The organism is Arthrobacter glycogeni (assembly GCF_054510815.1).
This window is the reverse complement of sequence record NZ_JBTNDV010000002.1, coordinates 85,880-103,269: the sequence shown is the minus strand read 5'-3', so window position 1 is coordinate 103,269 and position 17,390 is coordinate 85,880. Positions and strand designations below refer to the sequence as shown.

17 protein-coding genes are annotated in these 17,390 nt (G+C 62.0%); 3 read left to right on the top strand and 14 right to left on the bottom strand.

Annotated elements, in window-relative coordinates:
* The first annotated feature begins 58 nt into the window (after nt 1-58).
* A complete protein-coding gene (locus ACX80G_RS02675) occupies nt 59-553 on the top strand; it encodes an ArsR/SmtB family transcription factor (RefSeq protein WP_459305443.1) in 495 nt (164 codons plus the stop codon).
* A 55-nt stretch (nt 554-608) separates the two neighbouring features.
* On the opposite strand, the gene ACX80G_RS02670 is transcribed toward ACX80G_RS02675, so the two are convergent.
* The 4 genes from ACX80G_RS02670 to ACX80G_RS02655 all read right to left on the bottom strand — a co-directional run bounded on the left by ACX80G_RS02670 (nt 609) and on the right by ACX80G_RS02655 (nt 7,070).
* Nucleotides 609-1,136 (bottom strand): hypothetical protein, encoded by a 528-nt coding sequence (locus tag ACX80G_RS02670; protein WP_459305442.1) that lies wholly within the window; start codon nt 1,134-1,136, stop codon nt 609-611.
* Nucleotides 1,137-1,148: 12 nt separating this feature from the next.
* Nucleotides 1,149-3,065, bottom strand: coding sequence for a translational GTPase TypA (gene typA / locus ACX80G_RS02665; protein ID WP_459305441.1), 1,917 nt, complete (start codon nt 3,063-3,065; stop codon nt 1,149-1,151).
* A 209-nt stretch (nt 3,066-3,274) separates the two neighbouring features.
* Entirely contained in the window at nt 3,275-5,056 is a 1,782-nt protein-coding gene (locus tag ACX80G_RS02660) for a BCCT family transporter (RefSeq protein WP_459305440.1), read from the bottom strand.
* A gap of 190 nt (nt 5,057-5,246) precedes the next feature.
* Complete coding sequence (locus tag ACX80G_RS02655; RefSeq protein ID WP_459305439.1) at nt 5,247-7,070, bottom strand: ABC transporter ATP-binding protein; 1,824 nt, start codon at nt 7,068-7,070, stop codon at nt 5,247-5,249.
* A gap of 80 nt (nt 7,071-7,150) precedes the next feature.
* Between ACX80G_RS02655 and ACX80G_RS02650 the strand changes: the two genes are divergently transcribed.
* Nucleotides 7,151-7,780 (top strand): PH domain-containing protein, encoded by a 630-nt coding sequence (locus tag ACX80G_RS02650; RefSeq protein WP_459305438.1) that lies wholly within the window; start codon nt 7,151-7,153, stop codon nt 7,778-7,780.
* A 58-nt stretch (nt 7,781-7,838) separates the two neighbouring features.
* On the opposite strand, the gene ACX80G_RS02645 is transcribed toward ACX80G_RS02650, so the two are convergent.
* From ACX80G_RS02645 to ACX80G_RS02630, 4 genes are all read right to left on the bottom strand, one after another.
* Nucleotides 7,839-8,882, bottom strand: a complete 1,044-nt coding sequence (locus ACX80G_RS02645; RefSeq protein ID WP_459305437.1) for an ABC transporter permease — start codon at nt 8,880-8,882, stop codon at nt 7,839-7,841.
* Nucleotides 8,879-10,420 (bottom strand): ABC transporter permease, encoded by a 1,542-nt coding sequence (locus ACX80G_RS02640; RefSeq protein WP_459305436.1) that lies wholly within the window; start codon nt 10,418-10,420, stop codon nt 8,879-8,881. Before ACX80G_RS02640 ends, ACX80G_RS02645 begins: the two co-directional genes overlap by 4 nt.
* Before the next feature lie 212 nt (nt 10,421-10,632).
* Nucleotides 10,633-12,426: an ABC transporter family substrate-binding protein gene (locus ACX80G_RS02635; protein ID WP_459305435.1), complete on the bottom strand. Its 1,794-nt coding sequence runs from the start codon at nt 12,424-12,426 to the stop codon at nt 10,633-10,635.
* 153 nt (nt 12,427-12,579) lie between these two features.
* Nucleotides 12,580-14,406, bottom strand: coding sequence for a glycosyl hydrolase family 18 protein (locus ACX80G_RS02630; RefSeq protein ID WP_459305434.1), 1,827 nt, complete (start codon nt 14,404-14,406; stop codon nt 12,580-12,582).
* A 132-nt stretch (nt 14,407-14,538) separates the two neighbouring features.
* Between ACX80G_RS02630 and ACX80G_RS02625 the strand changes: the two genes are divergently transcribed.
* Nucleotides 14,539-14,703, top strand: coding sequence for a hypothetical protein (locus ACX80G_RS02625; RefSeq protein ID WP_459305433.1), 165 nt, complete (start codon nt 14,539-14,541; stop codon nt 14,701-14,703).
* 32 nt (nt 14,704-14,735) lie between these two features.
* Here the strand turns inward: ACX80G_RS02625 and ACX80G_RS02620 are convergent, their stop codons facing one another.
* From ACX80G_RS02620 to relB, 6 genes are all read right to left on the bottom strand, one after another.
* Nucleotides 14,736-15,074, bottom strand: a complete 339-nt coding sequence (locus tag ACX80G_RS02620; protein WP_459305432.1) for a HepT-like ribonuclease domain-containing protein — start codon at nt 15,072-15,074, stop codon at nt 14,736-14,738.
* A 291-nt stretch (nt 15,075-15,365) separates the two neighbouring features.
* Nucleotides 15,366-15,824, bottom strand: a complete 459-nt coding sequence (locus ACX80G_RS02615; protein ID WP_459305431.1) for a hypothetical protein — start codon at nt 15,822-15,824, stop codon at nt 15,366-15,368.
* Nucleotides 15,815-16,399, bottom strand: coding sequence for a nucleotidyltransferase domain-containing protein (locus ACX80G_RS02610; protein ID WP_459305430.1), 585 nt, complete (start codon nt 16,397-16,399; stop codon nt 15,815-15,817). The genes ACX80G_RS02615 and ACX80G_RS02610 overlap by 10 nt, the downstream gene beginning before the upstream one ends.
* Before the next feature lie 184 nt (nt 16,400-16,583).
* On the bottom strand, nt 16,584-16,922 hold the full coding sequence (locus ACX80G_RS02605; protein WP_459305429.1) for a HepT-like ribonuclease domain-containing protein: 339 nt from the start codon (nt 16,920-16,922) through the stop codon (nt 16,584-16,586).
* The gene (locus ACX80G_RS02600) at nt 16,919-17,221 is read right to left on the bottom strand and encodes a nucleotidyltransferase family protein (protein WP_459305428.1); all 303 of its coding nucleotides are present in this window, start codon (nt 17,219-17,221) and stop codon (nt 16,919-16,921) included. The genes ACX80G_RS02605 and ACX80G_RS02600 overlap by 4 nt, the downstream gene beginning before the upstream one ends.
* Nucleotides 17,222-17,231: 10 nt before the next feature.
* A complete protein-coding gene (relB, locus tag ACX80G_RS02595; RefSeq protein WP_459305427.1) occupies nt 17,232-17,372 on the bottom strand; it encodes a type II toxin-antitoxin system RelB family anti-toxin in 141 nt (46 codons plus the stop codon).
* Nucleotides 17,373-17,390 lie beyond the last annotated feature (18 nt).

Here is a 17,390-nt window from a genome sequence, read left to right as displayed (position 1 = left end):
TTGCGGGTAGTGATTGATTACTGTCAATCACTACCCGGGTCTGACGTATCATCTAAGGATGGATACTGATGAGGATGTACAGGCGCGCGGCCGGGCGCTGAGCTCTCCCGTTCGGTTGCGAATCCTCAGGTTGTGCCTGCATAAAGGCAGAACAAACAAGGAGATCGCTGAGCTCCTCGACCTCAACCCGGCCACTGCCCTGCACCATGTGAGGACGCTCCTCGCGACAGGGTTTCTCGCCGCCGAAGAGGCCCGCACCGGAAACCGAGGAGCCAAGGAGATCCCCTACCGGGCGACCGGCCTATCCTGGCGCAGCCGGATCCCGAATGCCGCGCCGGTACTGGTGGAGACCTTCCTGCAGGAAATCGACGGGCTGAACCCGTCCGATATTGATGTGTGGCGGCTCGGGCTCCGCCTCAACGATACGAACCGTTCCGAAATGATGCGTCGGATCCGCGAGATCCTCGAGGAATACGCGATCCGCGATTCGGACACCGACGGCACCGCAACGTCCATCATGCTGGCTCACCATCTGGACCGCGGCGCGGACTAATCAAGCGCAACTTAGCGCAGCGCGGGGTAGGTACCCCGGGGCTAGGTAACCCGGGCTAGGTAGTGCGCGCGGCCCGCCGGGGACGTAGTACCCACCAGGACACCATGGATGCGAGCATCGTCACGATCGCCAGGCCAAACACCCAGATGCTTCCCGCAATGGCGACGGGCAGCAGCGGGGTCATCCCTAGATCGGTGAGCACCAGCTGCTGGTCCTCACTGGCGGCGAACAATCCGACCACCAGATAGGCAACCCCACCCACGGCTGGGCTGAGATACACATTCCGGGCCCACAGAGCGGCGAAAACCGCTGCACTCCCGGCCAGCAGTACTGCTGCTGCGGCCCCGACCGGAAGCGTGGCCCCGGGCAGCTCCCACACCTGGCTATGTAACGCCGTACCAAGGATGGCCACCGCCAGGCCCAGCACCACGGACATCGCGAGGGCCCACCACAGGGAAACCCTATGGTGGGGGGCCACACCGTAGCCGATGCGGGCCCTCGCCGAGGCCTCCCCCGGATCGCCGACGACGACGGCAGGGCGCCGAGCGTCGTCGTCAGTCAGTTCCGGCGGAGTGTTCTGCACGACTGTCGAAGACTAGACGCGAGCCCGTGAACGAGCCGCGCGCATCCGCTCGTTGGCGTCCAGGATCAGCTTGCGGATCCTGATCGACTCAGGGGTGACCTCGACGCACTCGTCTTCGCGCGCGAATTCCAGCGATTCCTCAAGGGTGAGCTTGCGGGGAGGGGTCAGGTTCTCGAAGGTGTCCGAGGAAGCCGCGCGCATGTTGGTGAGCTTCTTTTCCTTAGTGATGTTCACGTCCATGTCGTCGGCGCGCGAGTTCTCGCCAACAATCATCCCCTGATACACCTCGGAGGTTGGCTCAACGAAGAAGGACCCACGTTCCTGCAGGTTGATCATCGCGAATGGGGTGACGACTCCGGCGCGGTCAGCGATCATCGAGCCGTTGGTGCGGTACTCGATGTCCCCGGCCCAAGGCTCGTAGCCCTCAGAGTAGGACGCTGCAATGCCGGCACCGCGGGTGTCGGTGAGGAACTTGGTGCGGAAACCGATCAGGCCGCGGGCGGGAACGATGAATTCCATCCGAACCCAGCCGGTGCCGTGGTTGGACATGTTGGTCATCCGGCCCTTGCGGGTCGCGAGGATCTGGGTGACAGCACCCAGGTATTCCTCGGGCACGTCGATGGTCATGTGCTCCATCGGCTCGTGCACCTTGCCGTCGACCATGCGGGTCACCACCTGTGGCTTGCCGACCGTCAGTTCGAAGCCTTCACGGCGCATCTGCTCGACCAGGATGGCGAGTGCAAGCTCGCCACGACCCTGGACTTCCCAGGCGTCAGGACGCTCGGTGGCGAGGACCTTCAGGGACACGTTACCGATCAGTTCACGGTCCAGGCGATCCTTCACCTGGCGGGCGGTGACCTTCGCACCCTTGACCCGGCCTGCGAGGGGCGAGGTGTTGATACCGATGGTGACCGAGATGGCAGGGTCATCGACGGTGATCAGCGGCAGCGGCTGAGGGTTGTCGATGTCAGTCAGGGTCTCACCGATGGTGATGTCTTCGATGCCTGCGACGGCGACGATCTCGCCAGGTCCGGCCGAGTCGGTCGGTACACGGTCGAGGGCGCGGGTGGCCAGCAGTTCGGTGATCTTGACGGACTTCAGTTCGCCGTTCTGGCGGGCCCAGGCGACGGTCTGGCCTTTGCGCAGGGTGCCGTTGAAGATACGCAGCAGGGCGAGACGGCCCAGGAACGGGGAGGCGTCAAGGTTTGTGACGTGGGCCTGCAGCACGCCGTCCGGGTTGTACCGGGGTGCTGGGATGTGCTCGAGGATGGTCTGGAACAGTGGCTCAAGGTTGTCGTTCGAGGGAACGGTGCCGTCGGCGGGCTGCTCGAGGGAGGCTGCCCCTTCGCGGGCTGCGGCGTACACGACTGGCACATTGAGGACCGAATCGAGGTCAAGGTCAGGCACTTCGTCGGCGAGGTCCGAGGCGAGGCCCAACAGGAGGTCCATGGATTCGCTGACCACTTCGTCGATCCGCGAGTCGGGGCGGTCGGTCTTGTTGACCAGCAGCACCACGGGGAGCTTCGCTGCCAGGGCCTTACGGAGCACGAAACGGGTCTGGGGCAGTGGGCCCTCTGAGGCATCCACAAGCAGGACAACGCCGTCGACCATGGAAAGACCGCGTTCCACTTCGCCGCCGAAGTCGGCGTGGCCCGGAGTGTCGATCACGTTGATGGTGATGGTCTCACCTTTGGCGGAGGGTCCGTCGTAGAACACGGTGGTGTTCTTGGCGAGGATGGTAATGCCCTTTTCGCGCTCAAGGTCACCGGAGTCCATGACCCGGTCCGCCACGTCGCCGTGGGCGGCGAAGGAATTGGTCTGCCGGAGCATGGCATCAACCAGGGTGGTCTTTCCGTGGTCAACGTGGGCCACGATGGCAACGTTGCGGAGGTCGCTGCGAACAGCTGTGTTGCCTGTGGTTTCAGACATGCGTAATGGCTCAATTCAGTAATCTTGAGGGGAATCTAGCGTTATGAGGACGGCGCCTGCTTGTACCAGTCTAAGCTCTGAGGAAAAAATGGCCTAACGCGGGGCGCATATCGGGTCAGAAACGTCGCTGGCAACGGGCCTGAGGACAACGCACGACGGCGACCCACCCCCAAGGGGGTGAACCGCCGTCGCACTCACTCTCGATGGTGCTAGGGCTTCTTCGAGCGGGAAAGCTTCCAGCGTCGGGGCGAGCTGGTACCCGTTGATCCGGCGGCCTCCACCAGATGGTAGTCCTCCAGCTGATCCTGGATCTGCTGGTCCACCCGGTCGGACATGTGCTCGTTGACCTGGTCGGTCACCTGATCGGCAACAGCAAGGCGCGCCTGGCGCCGCTGGGCGCGCAGGAACTGCTGGTGCTCCTCGTGGAAGGCCTTCGCCGTGGCCACGCACATGAAGATCATCACCACACTGAACGGCAGTGCGGTCAGGATGGCGGCGGTCTGGATCGAGGCCAGCCCGTCATCACCCACCAGGAGCAAGGCGATCGCGACCGCGGCGGCAGCCAGAGCCCAGAAGGCCCGAACCCAGTTCTTGGGGTCGGGGTGCCCTCCCGTGGAAATCATGCTCATCACCAGCGCACCGGAGTCCGCCGAGGTGATGAAGAAGATTGCGATCAGGATAATCGCGCCAATCAGCAGGACCGGACCGCCCGGCAGCTCCGTAAGGAGCCCGAAGAGTGCATTGTTGGTGTCCACCGCACCGTCTTCGCCGACCAGACCACCGTTGCCGAAGAGCTCGCGGTAGAGGGCAGATCCGCCCAGGACCGAGAACCAGAGGAAGGTGAGCAGGGTGGGAACCAGCAGGACACCTGCAACGAATTCGCGGACCGTGCGGCCCTTGGAGATGCGAGCAATGAAGATGCCGACGAAGGGGGCCCAGGATATCCACCAGCCCCAGTAGAAGGTGGTCCAGGCGGACTGCCAGGCTTCGCCGTCGGCCCCGGCGAAGGCAAGGGTATCGAAGGTCAGGCCCACCACGTTCTGCAGGTAGTTGCCGATTGACTGAACGAATTCACGTAGCAGGAACAGCGTGGGGCCCGTGAACAGGATAACGAGCAGCAGCACGCCGGCCAGAACCAGGTTGGTGTTGGACAGCCATTTCATGCCTTTGCCCACGCCGGAGATGACCGATACGAGGGTCAGTGCGGTGATGCAGAGGATCAGACCGATCTGGGTGAACTTGGTTGCCTCCATAATGTTGGCGGTATCCAGCCCGGCCGACATCTGCAGCACGCCGAGTCCCAGCGAGGTGGCGACGCCGAAGAGTGTGCCAACCAGGGCGATGACGTCAATAGCATCGCCCCATTTGCCCTTGACCTTGTCGCCCAGGAGCGGCTCAAGTGTCCAGCGGATGGAGATGGGTCGACCTCGCCGATGCACCGCGTAGGCGATGGAGAGGCCGACCACCACATAGATGCTCCAGGCGTGCAGGCCCCAGTGGAGGAAGGTCTGGGTCAGGGCTTGCTGCGCGAGCTCGACGCCGGTTCCCTCGGTGCCCGGTGGGGGCGACGCGAAGTGGTTCAGAGGCTCCGCGACGCCCCAGAAGACCAGACCAATGCCCATTCCAGCGGCGAAGAGCAACGAGAACCAGGACATCATCGAGAACTCGGGGCGATCGTCGTCCTTGCCGAGGCGGATATCGCCGAAGCGACTCAACCCGACCCAGAGGGAGAACACCACGAACATCGCGACGATTGCCACGTAATACCAGCCGAAGCTGCTGATGACATTGGTCTGGATGCTGCCGAAGACCTCGGCTGCTGTGGAGGGGAAAATGAGTGCGAAGCCCACGAACACCACGATGAGCGCCGCGGCGGGGATAAACACGTTCTTCGCTAGTTTGGAGGGCGCGACCGGTTTTCCTTCCGTGGGGTGGCCGTCCGGCTCACCGGGTGGACTGTCGGTTGCCGGATTTCCGGACCTGAGGGACATTCGGTTAACTCCTCAAAAATTTCGATTTAGTTCAAATTAGCTATTGACACTCCGTCGAAATAGCAGTAAGACATGTTCCAGTTTACAGAGATGGGTCTCCAATTGCTAAGGAAGTCCTTAAACCGCAAACGACGGCGACCAGCCCCGGTAAGGGGACGGGTCGCCGTCGTCGGCTGATTGCGGCGCTGTACTACTCTGCTGACGCGAGCAGTTTCGCCCGTAGCTCGCGGCGCTCCCGCTGCTTCTCAGGGTTGGGTAGTGGGACGGCTGCGAGCAGCCGTTGGGTGTAGGGATCCTGCGGTCGGCGGAGGATCTGATCCCTGGTGCCCTGCTCCACGATTTTGCCGCGGCGCATGACACAGATCCTGTCGGACATGAGGTCGACGACGGCGAGGTCATGGGTGACGAACAGGCAGGCGAATCCGAGTTCCAGCTGCAGATTTTTCAGCAGTTCCAGCACCGTGGCCTGGACTGATACGTCGAGAGCCGAGGTCGGCTCATCGGCCACCAGGAGTTTGGGCTTCAGGGACAGCGCCCGGGCGATACCGACGCGCTGTTTCTGGCCGCCCGAGAGCTCGTGCGGGTACCGGTTGCGGTAGGCACGCGGGAGTTCGACCTGGTCCAGGAGCGTCTCGATGCGCTTCTGCAGATCGGCTCCCTTCGCAACCTTCGCGAGGAACATCGGCTCGCCAATGCTTTCGCCCAGGGGCAGCCGGGGGTTCAGTGATGAGGACGGGTCCTGGAAAACCATTCCCACGTTCCGGCGCAGCTCAAAGAGCTCCTTGCGGGTGGCATTCGAGATTTCCTTGCCGGTCACGGTCAGGGATCCTTCGGCAACCGGCAGCAGACCCACGGCGGCGCGGCCGATCGTCGTCTTGCCCGAGCCGGATTCACCAACCAACCCGAGGATCTCACCGGGATAAATGGCGAGGTTCGCCCCTTCAACTGCGCGGAAAGCCGGCACCCGGCCCTGCTTCGGGTACTCGATGGCAACATCGGTGAGCTGCAGGACCGCCGCGCCCCGGCTGGTATCAGCAGCACGTTCAGCCTCCTCCAGCTTCGCCTGGTTACTGCGCTCGCGCCGCATGAGCTCGTCGTGGTTGACCGCCCGGAGCTCGGTCTGTGTAGCGGCGGCCAGCGCCGCGGTGATGTCCACCTCTTCGGCGTCGTCACCACCCTGACCCAGATGGGGTACCGCTGCGAGCAGTTTCCGGGTGTACTCGTGCTGGGGGTGGTGGAAGATCTGCTCGGCCGTCCCCGCCTCAACGATTCTGCCCTTGCTCATCACCACGATGTGGTCGGCGAGGTCGGCGACCACTCCCATATCGTGGGTGATCAGCACGATCGCGCTGTTGAGTTTGCTGCGCAGGTTCCGCATCAGGTCAAGAATCTCGGCCTGCACCGTCACGTCAAGCGCCGTCGTCGGTTCGTCTGCGATCAGTAACTTTGGATCGCAGGAAAGCGACTGGGCGATCATCGCGCGCTGTCGCTGTCCGCCGGAGAGCTGATGTGGGTAGGACTTGAAGGCCTTGTCCGGGTCCGGGAGTTCGACCATGTCCAAGAGTTTCAACGCCCGCTCTTTGGCTTCCTGTGGCGAAATTTCGTTGTGCAGGCGGATCGTTTCGACGATCTGGAACCCAATGGTGTAGACCGGGTTCATCGCCGTCATCGGTTCCTGGAAAATGACCGCAACATCCCGGCCACGGATCTGGCGCAGCTTGCTTCCGGTCAGGCCGAGGATTTCCTTGCCGTTGAGCTTGACGCTGCCGGTCGTGCGGCTGTTTTCGGGCAGCAGCCCCAGGAGCGACATGGAACTGGCGCTCTTGCCGGAGCCGGATTCGCCCACGATGGCAAGGACCTCGCCGGCCCTGACCTCATAGTTGAGGTCAATGGCCGCTGGCACCCAGACCTTGTCGACGCCATAGTCAACGCCCAAGCCCTTGACTTGGAGCACAGGAACGTCGCTCCGTGGTGTCCGCCCTGAATCCGAATTCTCGATGACGCCGTTGGTCATGATTCTGCTTTCCTTCCGCCCGTGGCCTGCCACATTGTGGTGATTAGTGAACTGGCAAGGGATCCTGAAACTATATGGGTATGAGTAGCCCGAGCAATGCAGCCAACCCAGTCGTTTTCACGCCGCGGTTTGGCAAGTGGTTTGCGGGACTGACCTGGGTACTTGCCGCGATTGGCATTGTTTTGTCTGTGGTTGGCGACGGTGTTGAGGGTCTTCTCTCTGCCTGGCCGTTGCTGGCCCTGGCCTACTTCGGCTGGCTGCTGTTTTGGTACCCCTCGGTGGTGATCGACGACGACGCCGTCACCCTCAACAACCCGCTCCGATCCGTTTCCGTGCCGTGGACGGCGTTGATTCACGTCGACACAAAGTTCGCCCTGACGTTGGTCACCGTTCGCGGTAGCCACACGGCCTGGGCCGCGCCCGCGCCCGGCGTGTGGGGCACTCACCGCGGCAAACCTGAGCATGTCCAGGGCCTCCCCGAATCCAGCTATGGTCCTGCCCAGTCCATCCGGCCCGGAGATCTGAAGAACACCGATTCCGGCGCCGCAGCATTTCTGGTGCGAACCCACTGGGCCTCGCTGATTGAGGACAACCTGCTGGATGTTGACGCTACCGAAACCACCGCGGTCTCCACACGTTTTCACTGGCTCGCCATCGGCTGCGCAGTTGTCCTGGTCGCGGCGAATGTGATCGCCTTCTCCGTGGTCTAGCCGGTGAGTGCGGCGCCGTGGCTCCGCGCTCACCGGTTCGACCCTGCGTCCCGGCACTCTAGGCCTCGGGGCGGTTGGGGTCGGAGATGTCGCCGGAGTGCACTGCCTTCTTGGCGTTGAACTTCTTCTGGCGGGGGTCAAACGCATCCCGAAGGCCGTCGCCGATGAAGTTGATCGAAAGACAGATGAGGATGATAAACAGTCCCGGCCACCAGAACAGCCACGGCCGGGTATTGAACGCCTGCTGGTTGTCGCTGATCAGACTGCCCAGCGAGATGTCGGGCGCCCTGACACCGAGCCCGAGGAAGGAGAGAGCGGATTCCAGCAGGATCGCTGACGCCATCACCAGGGTGGTGTTGACAATGATCACTCCTACAGCGTTGGGCAGGATGTGCTTGAAGATGATCCGGGTATCCGATGCTCCGGCGATCCGGGCAGCGTCAACGAATTCACGTTCACGCAGGGACAGAAACTCGCCGCGCACCAGGCGGGCGAGACCGGTCCAGATGATCAGCCCGACGAAGACGCCCAGCAGGATCACCCCGGCGCTGCCCCCCAGCACATTCCGCAGGAACGTGCCGCTGCCGGTGAGGTTGTTGCCGACGCTACCCAGCACAGCGGCCAGGATGATCAGGGGGATGACAATGATGACGTCAGTGAAGCGCATCAGGACTGCTTCAACCCAGCCGCGAAAGTACCCTGACACTCCGCCGATGATGACGCCGAGGATACCGCCGAGGATACCGATGATGAACATAATCAGCAGGGAGAGCTGAGTGCCTCGCATGGTCATAGCAAAGAGGTCACGACCGACACGGTCCTGGCCGAAGGGATGATCCCCGAAGTCGAACGGCAACACCCAGGTGGGCGACCCGGTCGGCGTCGCCAACGGCGGGGTGTCCGTATAACTCCACTTCCACCAACCCGGAATTCCGGCATAGCCGATCGAACTGAACGCCAGGATGACGACGAGCACGAAAATGACCATGCTGACGACGGCGGCCGTGTTCCCGAAGAAACGCTTCCGGACGATCTGCCCCTGGCTGAGGCCGACTGACCCGTCTTTGGATTTCTCTGGCCTTACTTCTGCTGCGGTGCTCATGCTTTCACCCTCACTCGTGGGTCGAGTACCGAGTAGGCCAGGTCCGCAACGAGGTTGAAGACCAGGGCCAGCATGCCGGTAATCAGGAAGACTCCCATGATGGGATTCGGATCGACGCTACGGAGCGCGCCGACAAATAGTTGTCCCATGCCGCTGAAGGCAAAGACCTGCTCGGTGATGATCGCGCCGCCAATCAGTCCCCCGATGTCGAAGGCGACGAGGGTAGCCAAGGGGATCAGTGCGTTCCGGAAGGCATGGCGCATGACCACGGTCCGCTCCCCCAGACCCTTGGCGCGAGCCGTACGGATGTAGTCCTGGTTCATGATCTCGAGCATGGACGATCGCGAGTAGCGGCTATAGCCCGCCAGCGAGATGAGCATCAGCGCGATTGTCGGCAGCAGGAGGTGGGTAAACGTGTCGATCCCCATGATCCAGAAATCGCCATCAAGGTTGGGAGTTGACGAACCGAGGGTGGCAATTGGCCTGCCACGGATCCTGTTGTTGTCTGAGTACAGGGGCCAGGACTGCATGAACCGGTCGAGCAGGATGGTGAATCCCATAAGAAACGCGGTCAGTCCGCCCGCGGTCATGCTCTGCCTGCGGTCGTAGCCGCCCATGAAGTAGCCCACAGCAACGCCGACCAGCACTGTTGCGACGGCGAGCAGGACGATCATCAGCGGCGTCGCAAGGTCTAGCAGCGGCTGCACGGCGAAATAGGCGATCAGGCCGATACCCACGGTGATCAGCGCCGAGTAAAGAGCCTTTCGATTCTTCAATCCGGCAGTCAGCAGTGTGACCCCATAGGCGATTCCGACGCCCGCGATGACAATGACCACAGGTCCGAAGCCGGGTTCCAGGAACCAACCAGTGAGGTCGAGGAAGAACAGTATCGCCGCTGCGAAACCAAACCCTGCCGCCGCCGCGGTGAGTCGATTTTTTAGGGTTCCCCGGGCTATCAGGTACCAGATGAAGGCACTGATCAAACTGGTGATGATGATCGCGGTCAACGGGATGCTGGGATCCGCAAGGAAGGTGTTGAAGCCGATGGCCCCGTACTCCTTCAGCAGCACGGCTACCCAGAAGATGGGGAGGGAGAAGAAGAGGAACGCCATGAAAGTCACACCGTAGTCGAGCCCGCTGTACTGGCGCAGGGCGGTGATGATGCCTAGCGAGATGCCGATCAGGATGGCCAGGACTGTTGCGCCGGTGACCAACAGGATGGTTTGACCCATGGCCTGGCTGAGAAGTTGGGTCACTTCAATGCCAGCGATACTGCTGCCGAGGTCGCAGGTTGCAGCAAAGGGGATAAGGCAGCTCGCGGCTCCACCCAGCCACTCGAAGTACCGGATAGGGGCGGGGACATCCAGGCTGAGGAGGTCTGTCCGCAGTTGAATGAGTGTTTCCTTGTTTGGGACGTTGCTTTCACGCAGATCAGCCAGGGGATCGCCCGAGACTGCCGTGAGCAGGTACACGATAAAGGAAGCGCCCAACAGGATGAGCACGGCGGCAATCAAGCGCCGGACGATGTAGGTCACCATAGTTTTATAACCTCAATGTTACGGTTCCGGGGATCACCCGGCGTTGTGGCAAAAGTGTAATGCACCTAACAGCCAGCGGATATTTGGGAGATCCCAATCGCTTTATTCTGGGGTGCGAATCAGAGATTGTCTGGGCGCCAGAAAGCGCTGGAGCCAATATTCCGGCCCCAGCGCTTTCGTGGCTGGCGCATTAGGTCGTAGGTAGTCCTGAGTTACTCAGCGACGGTCCATTCCCAGAAGTTCCACCAGATGCCCTCTTGAGTCGGGCTGAAGCCCGGGCCCTCGATGGTGTCTGATGCTGCGCTGATGCCGATGGACTGGAATAACGGCAGGCCGTAGCCGGTCTCGAATAAGCGGGTGTCAACGATGGTCTGAAGCTCCTGCTGTTCAGCTTCGTCGGTGGTGATGATCAACTCGTCCATGGCGGCCTGCGCCTCTTCATCGCAGAAGCCGTTGAAGTTGGAAGCGGAGTCACAACCATACAACTGGGGGACGCCGGTTACTCCGACCCCGGTGCTCACCCAGCCGAAGATCGTTGCATCGTAGGTTCCGGTACCTAGAGCTGAACCCCACTCGTTGCCGGGAAGTCCACCATCAATGACCTTGAAACCAGCCTGCGTGGCGCTCTCGGCGATCAGGGTGTAGGCATCAACGCGGTTCGGGTTCTCGGTGTTGTACATGATGCGTACTTCTGGGGTGGCGCCGTCGAGCAGTTCCATGGCTCCTTCAACGTCAACCTCGTCGTACTCAGCGGAGCCGTTTTCTGGGACTGCCGCCTCGTAGCCAGGGGTGCCGACGTCGAAGATGTTCGAATTCCGGTGGTCGGCCTCTGGGTCGAGCGCGGCGATGGTCGATTCGATAATCGCGTCACGTGGGATCGTCTTCATGAACGCCTTGCGGACGTTCTCGTCGGCGAAGACCCCGGAGTAGTTAAGGTCGAGGTGATCGAACGAGAGCTCGTCGCCTTCGAATATATTGATTCCCTCGATGGCCTCAAGCGAGGTCAGGGTGTCGGCCGACGCCTGCGGCTGGATGACGTCGACGTCACCATTCTGCAGACCCTGGACCTGTGCCGTGGCGTCACCGATGTATCGGATCGTGATCTCATCGAGCTGGGTTTCAGGGCCCCAGGCGTAATCTTCGTTCTTGACGAGGGTCATCGACTGGTCGGGAGTCATTGAGTCAACAATGTAGGGTCCGCTGGACAAGTACATCGCAGGATCGTCAGGAAGCGTTGTGGTGTCGAATCCGGTGTTCCAGATGTCGGCCACAGCCTGGATTTCGGGGCGATCCTGGGGATCCTCGGGATCGCCTTCCGGAGTGCTCTGGATTAGTTCGATCAGTGCGGCTTCGTCGGCCAGGCCAGCCTGGGTTGCCACGACGTGGGCTGGGGTATCCAGAATGCCATAGGCAATCTCCCAGTCGGCGTAGGGCTCCGTGTATTCGATGGTGATGGACATACCGTCTTCACTCAGCTCGGGGAGGAGTGAAAGATCGAGTCCGGCAGTACTAGCCGCCGAGAAGTACGTGGTACCGGTGGTTTCGTCTTCCTCGCCCCCTTCAACCGGTGCTTCATCGTCAAAGTACCCGGAACTGATGGCCCAGGAGAGCATCAAATCGCCACCATTGATGGGCTCACCGTCAGACCAGGCAACACCTTCGTTAACCGTATAGGTGACCGTCAAGGGATCTTCGGAAACAATCTCGTACGTTCCGAAGTCCTCGTTCCGGATCACTTCGAGCTGGTCATCGATGTAGTAGAAACCCGACTTGGTGAGGTAGCTGACCTTGCCGTTGATGTCTACGTTGCCAGTGGCACTGTCGGAGTTAAACGAGGTAAAGGGGTTCACCTCGGCTACGCTGACGATTCCACCAGAGGCGCCTGCATCGCCGCTCGCATCTGGGTCAGTATTGCCGTCGCCACTGTCAGTGCTGGCGCAGGCGCTGAGTGCGAGCGCAGCAATTGCCGCGACTCCCACAGCTTTGGAAGTACGTCCGAAACGCATTCCGCCTCCTATTTCATGTTCTAGGAAAGAGCCCAATGTGGTTTACAGAGAGCTGGCACGCCAACCTTCGTAGAGTGGCGTGCCTCACATGTGTAGAAGCCTAGGGGCTAATTGTTACAGGCAGGGGACGTGGAGCCCATCGCAACCGTGTTGTTACCGAGATGCAACCAAATTCATTTCCAGCTTCCGCACAGGCTTCTCCCAGCCCCAAAGACGCCGTGCTGTTTGGCCTCCTCGGCACGGCCCAGCCACTCTGCCGGCGGTTAACCGTTCGCCGGCGTCCATAGGGCCCCACTGCTCAGCGCCAGGAATGTCACCTCTGGTCCACCACTGCGTCCGGTACACCTTGCCTTCGAAGGTCACACGACGTCCGTCGGTGTAGACCTCGTCTTTGCGCCATACGACGGGTTCTGCGGCAGCAGCCTCCTCGGCCGATAGAGAGGGTGCGGCAGTCGGAGCGGTTGACGCCGTTGCTTCCGGCGCCGTCATGCCGGATTCCGTAGCTGTTCCGCCTGGTGCCTTCGTCGCGGTGCTCGGTGGCTGGATCGCGGGCTCAGTCATCACCCGGTCGCGGGCCGGGCCTTCGGGGGTATCGCGCAGCTGATCGGACAACACGGCGAAGAGGGAGCCGTCCAGGTTCCCGGCGAGGTCCCACCACATTCCGCCACCGAGCCCCTTTTCCACAATGTAGTCGCTCTTCAGGCGCACGGTTTCGGGGTTGTCGTAGCTCCACCACTGATCGCCGTCGAACCGCCAGGCCACCCCAAGGGTCGGATCAGTAAACTCCTCGCCGACCTCGAGCAATTCGTCGTAGTCCTCGAGGCCTGGCTCTTCACCACCCGGCGCGGGTCCCGAGGCTCTACTCCACGGCTCCGCTGAGGTAGCACCCAGCCAGCCCCTGCCGAAGGCCGCGAGACCAAGCCCAAGCTGTGCGGGATCGATTCCGGCATCGAGATAGGCACTCACAGTCCGGTCGACCGAGAAACTTTCGCCCTCCTCGCGTGGATCTTCCGGGTCGCCGAAGAGGTTGCCCTGGTGGCCGGTGAGGCCCGGCTCCCACGTTCCCCACAAGTCGTAGCCCTGGATGTTTCCGAAGTCGAGGTACTCAAACAGTGCGGGGTCGTTCCAGCCGCCGGCTTCGATGACCACCGGATTTGCGGGAAGGAAGGCGCTCAGAGAGTAGGAGGCTCCGGTGCTGGCGCCGTGGGTGTCGAGTTGCTCCCGGAACTCCTGCAGCAGGAGACGGAAGTTCTCGGCGTCGTTCTCGGCGTCCACACCGTTTCCCTCAAGCCCTTTGTCGGTACCCGGCCACTCCCAATCGATGTCGATGCCGTCGAAGATACCGGCCGCAGCCCCGTCCCCTCCCCTGCCCTCGATCACCGGAAGGTTTCCCTTGATATACAGGTCGATGCAGGACGCGACGAGCGCCTTGCGGGATTCGTCGGTTGCCGCGGCGCGGGAAAAGTTCTTCGACCAGGTCCACCCGCCGATGGAGATCACCGCTCGCAGCCCCGGGTTGGCTGCCTTCAGCTGCCGGAGCTGGTTGAAGGATCCGGCCAGCGGCTGCTCCGCTGTGTCGGCGATGCCGGCGATGGAGCCGGCGGCGTCGTAGGCCATGCCGTAGTCAGCCCAGGCGTCGGAAGCGCCGTCGGAGCCGTCCGGACCACTTCCCTGGGCCTGGTTCGCCTCGAAACACGTCAGCGTCTCGTGGTGGATGTTGCCGAAGGCGTAGTTGATGTGGCTCAGGTTTCGAGCAGCGCCCGAATCCTGAAGAGTCTTCATAGAGTACTGACGCCCATAGACTCCCCACTGGGGGAAGTAGCCAACGCTGCGGTAACCGTTGATGCTGGCTGGAGTGGTGGCGGGATCGCCGGAACTCGTCTCCCCCGACGAGTCCTGGACGGAACAGGAAGCGATGCCGCTGATTCCCAGCAGGGCCACTACGGTCACGACGCCGATCCGCAACAGACGCGGGCGCACTCGTTTCATTCTTCCCTCCGGCATGGACGCGAACACCGGCAGACAGCGGCTCCTCTAGGCTACGGTAGAACGCTTGCCCAGACGTTGAAGCGTGTTCCTACGCCAAGGACTCGCCCGGAAGAGAGAGACCTGTTGAACAAGAAGCTCATAAAACTGATCCCACTGCTCGTCATTGCTATTGGCATTCTGGTGTCGGCGGGACTGTATACGGCGCTTATAACCACCAACTGCGGCACCGGCGGCGTCGCGGAACTCATCAATGATTTCCGGGATTTCCACAGTCAAGACGGATGCTGAGCCGGCGCAACCTCTCCCCCCGACTCGCGGTCTCACTCTGCTGACAGCGACTGGATATATCTGCCAATCACCGGTAGATCGACGATCATCGTGTCGCAGACCGCGCCGTAGTCAGTTCCCTCGTAGTGATGCGCCAGGCGGTCCCGCATCCGCTTGATCAATGACCATGGCACTTCGGGATGCCGGTCGGTCGTGGCGTCGCTCAAACGAGCCACATTCTCGCCAATCTTAATGATCAGTGACTCTGCCGCCATGCCCGGAACGTTGTCGGGGTCCCCGAGGTACCACTCGTCGCCGCGTGCCACGATACTCGCGCCGACGCCACCCAGTCGGATGATCTCCCGCAGCGCTGCGTCATCCCAATTATTCATACCGCGACAGCCGTCGCGGAGATCTCATGATCGGCACGCAGAACGCCGTCCGTCACCACATCGACCTCGACGCCTAGCTGTATTGACCTGAGAGGTTGGTATAACTAGCCGTCCAAGGACTTCCGGGGCCAGTGAAGTGCCATGCCCCCGGTGCACCCCATTCGTGTCCCAAATTGTATGCGGCACTTAGCAGGGTGCGAGGACCCGCACGAACGGGCCTATCAACGCGTCACCCAAGAGCAATAGGGTCTTGCACGGCCTTCACTCCAAGGATCTTTGCGGACTGCCAGGTCACGACGAGATCCCTCTGGTGAGGGCGGCGTCGAACAGCGTTCGAGCGACCTGCTCGGCCTTCCCCGTCGCCGCGGCACCGACCGGCTTCGCCTCGTAGCGGTCTTGGTTGCGAGCACGTCGCAGACGGTCGAACTCTCGTGCCGCCCTGTCCGCCGGAGGTGTGTCTAGAACCGCGCGCAAATATCGGCCGAGCGCCTCGTGCTGGCCGGGCCCATTGATGGTCCGGAAGCCGTAGGCCGCAAGCAATGCCTCGCCCGTGTCGTGACAGGCGTCGTAGGCAATGCCGTATCTGACGACGACACTGGTGAGCAGCGGCAGTTGGTTCAGGCGCTCTTCGGCCTGACGAAGAAACGCGGCCGCACGCGCGAAGTCCGCGGGCACGACGTCGAGACGTCGCGCCTCGACCAACGCGAGGACCGTAGCCTGCTGGACGCGGGTGAGCGGATTCAGCGCCACGGCAGTTCCCCGATCACGGCGACCATCGAGCCGCGGCGCACGTTGTCGAGGAAGGCGGAGGGCGCGGCGAACTCCTCAGGAGTGAGGATCGTCGGGTTCACGGGACGGTGCACCGCGGCCTCGGTCCGGGCGCACGCCTCGTACACCGCTTCCACGTTGGGCTCACCGAGCACCATGACGTCGATATCGTGCGGTGCGGGACCGGTTTCTCCTCGCATCCGCGCGGCGAAAGAGCCATAGAGGAACGCCGACTCGATCCCATCGATACGGGAGAACTCCTCGGCAAGGATCACCACGGGGCCGGTCGCGACCATGAGGATCTTGCGCAACGGGTCCACCAGCGGGCTCTCGTGGTTGGCGCGGATGAGCCTCGTGCGGCCCACATATCTCTCGCTCAGGATGCCTGCGTCCGCCAGCCGCGCCACCTCGCGGTGCGCGGTCGGGTAGGCCAGGCTGGCCCGATTGGCCAGATCGGTGACGCTCAGTTCGTCGCCAGTAAGCAACAACGTGGAGAGCATGCGGGCTTGTCCGTCCGACCGGAAGATCGGAGCGAGAAGCGGCGCCTCTGTTCTCATATAATGGATATTATCCTCCATTATATTGATCGTCAACGTCTCGGCGCCAAGTCTTCGTTCGGAACGCCGGTCTCGCCGTCCAGCGAGTGCTTCCCCGGCCGACTTGTCAGCTCGCCACGCATCGGATCGCGGACGTCGTCGTGCTGCGAACGCGTATCGCAGAGAACGCTTGGGCCTCGCGGTCTCACTCTGCTGAGAGCGGCTGGATGTATCTGCCAATCACCGGCAGGTCAACGACCATCGTGTCCCAGACCGCACCGTAGTCAGTTCCCTCGTAGTGATGCGCCAGGCGGTCCCGCATCCGCTTGATCAATGACCATGGCACTTCGGGATGCCGGTCGGTCGTGGCGTCGCTCAAACGAGCCACATTCTCGCCAATCCTAATGATCAGTGACTCTGCCGCCATGCCCGGAACGTAGTCGGGGTCCCCGAAATACCACTCGTCGCCGCTTACCACGATACTCGCGCCGACGCCACCCAGTCGGATGATCTCCCGCAGCGCTGCGTCATCCCAATTATTCATACCGCGACAGCCGTCGCGGAGATCTCATGATCGGCACGCAGAACGCCGTCCGTCACCACATCGACCTCAACACCGAGCAACTCGCTCGCGTCAGCAGCGAACGCCACGACCGTAAGCAACCCGGTGCCGGGCGATCGGGTGACCAAGATGTCCAGATCGCTGCCGTAACTGTCTGTGCCGCGCGCCGCCGAGCCGAAGACACGGAGATTGTCGAAGCCATACCGGCCCGCGAGGCTCACAAGGTCGGCACGGCGCGCAGCGAGCGCATCATGAGGCAGCGGCGGTCCGGAGGCGCTCAAGCATCTTGACCTAGACGCTGCGCCGCCCTGCCTCATAGGCGGCAACATTCGGCTGAGCAACCCCGGATCGTCGGGCAAGCTCTGCCTGGCTGAGGCCGGCAGCCTCTCGAAGCGCTCGAACTGGATTCACCATGATCGAATTATCTCGCATGATATGACTCTAGCGACA

Bases quoted from the DNA above. Each gene is read 5' to 3' on its own strand.
- ACX80G_RS02640 (WP_459305436.1), bottom strand. From the start codon at position 10,420: ATGGTGACCTACATCGTCCGGCGCTTGATTGCCGCCGTGCTCATCCTG.
- ACX80G_RS02650 (WP_459305438.1), top strand. From the start codon at position 7,151: ATGAGTAGCCCGAGCAATGCAGCCAACCCAGTCGTTTTCACGCCGCGG.
- ACX80G_RS02620 (WP_459305432.1), bottom strand. From the start codon at position 15,074: ATGAATAATTGGGATGACGCAGCGCTGCGGGAGATCATCCGACTGGGT.
- ACX80G_RS02605 (WP_459305429.1), bottom strand. From the start codon at position 16,922: ATGAATAATTGGGATGACGCAGCGCTGCGGGAGATCATCCGACTGGGT.
- ACX80G_RS02675 (WP_459305443.1), top strand. From the start codon at position 59: ATGGATACTGATGAGGATGTACAGGCGCGCGGCCGGGCGCTGAGCTCT.
- ACX80G_RS02610 (WP_459305430.1), bottom strand. From the start codon at position 16,399: ATGAGAACAGAGGCGCCGCTTCTCGCTCCGATCTTCCGGTCGGACGGA.
- ACX80G_RS02635 (WP_459305435.1), bottom strand. From the start codon at position 12,426: ATGCGTTTCGGACGTACTTCCAAAGCTGTGGGAGTCGCGGCAATTGCT.
- typA (WP_459305441.1), bottom strand. From the start codon at position 3,065: ATGTCTGAAACCACAGGCAACACAGCTGTTCGCAGCGACCTCCGCAAC.
- ACX80G_RS02655 (WP_459305439.1), bottom strand. From the start codon at position 7,070: ATGACCAACGGCGTCATCGAGAATTCGGATTCAGGGCGGACACCACGG.
- ACX80G_RS02645 (WP_459305437.1), bottom strand. From the start codon at position 8,882: ATGAGCACCGCAGCAGAAGTAAGGCCAGAGAAATCCAAAGACGGGTCA.
- ACX80G_RS02660 (WP_459305440.1), bottom strand. From the start codon at position 5,056: ATGTCCCTCAGGTCCGGAAATCCGGCAACCGACAGTCCACCCGGTGAG.
- relB (WP_459305427.1), bottom strand. From the start codon at position 17,372: ATGCGAGATAATTCGATCATGGTGAATCCAGTTCGAGCGCTTCGAGAG.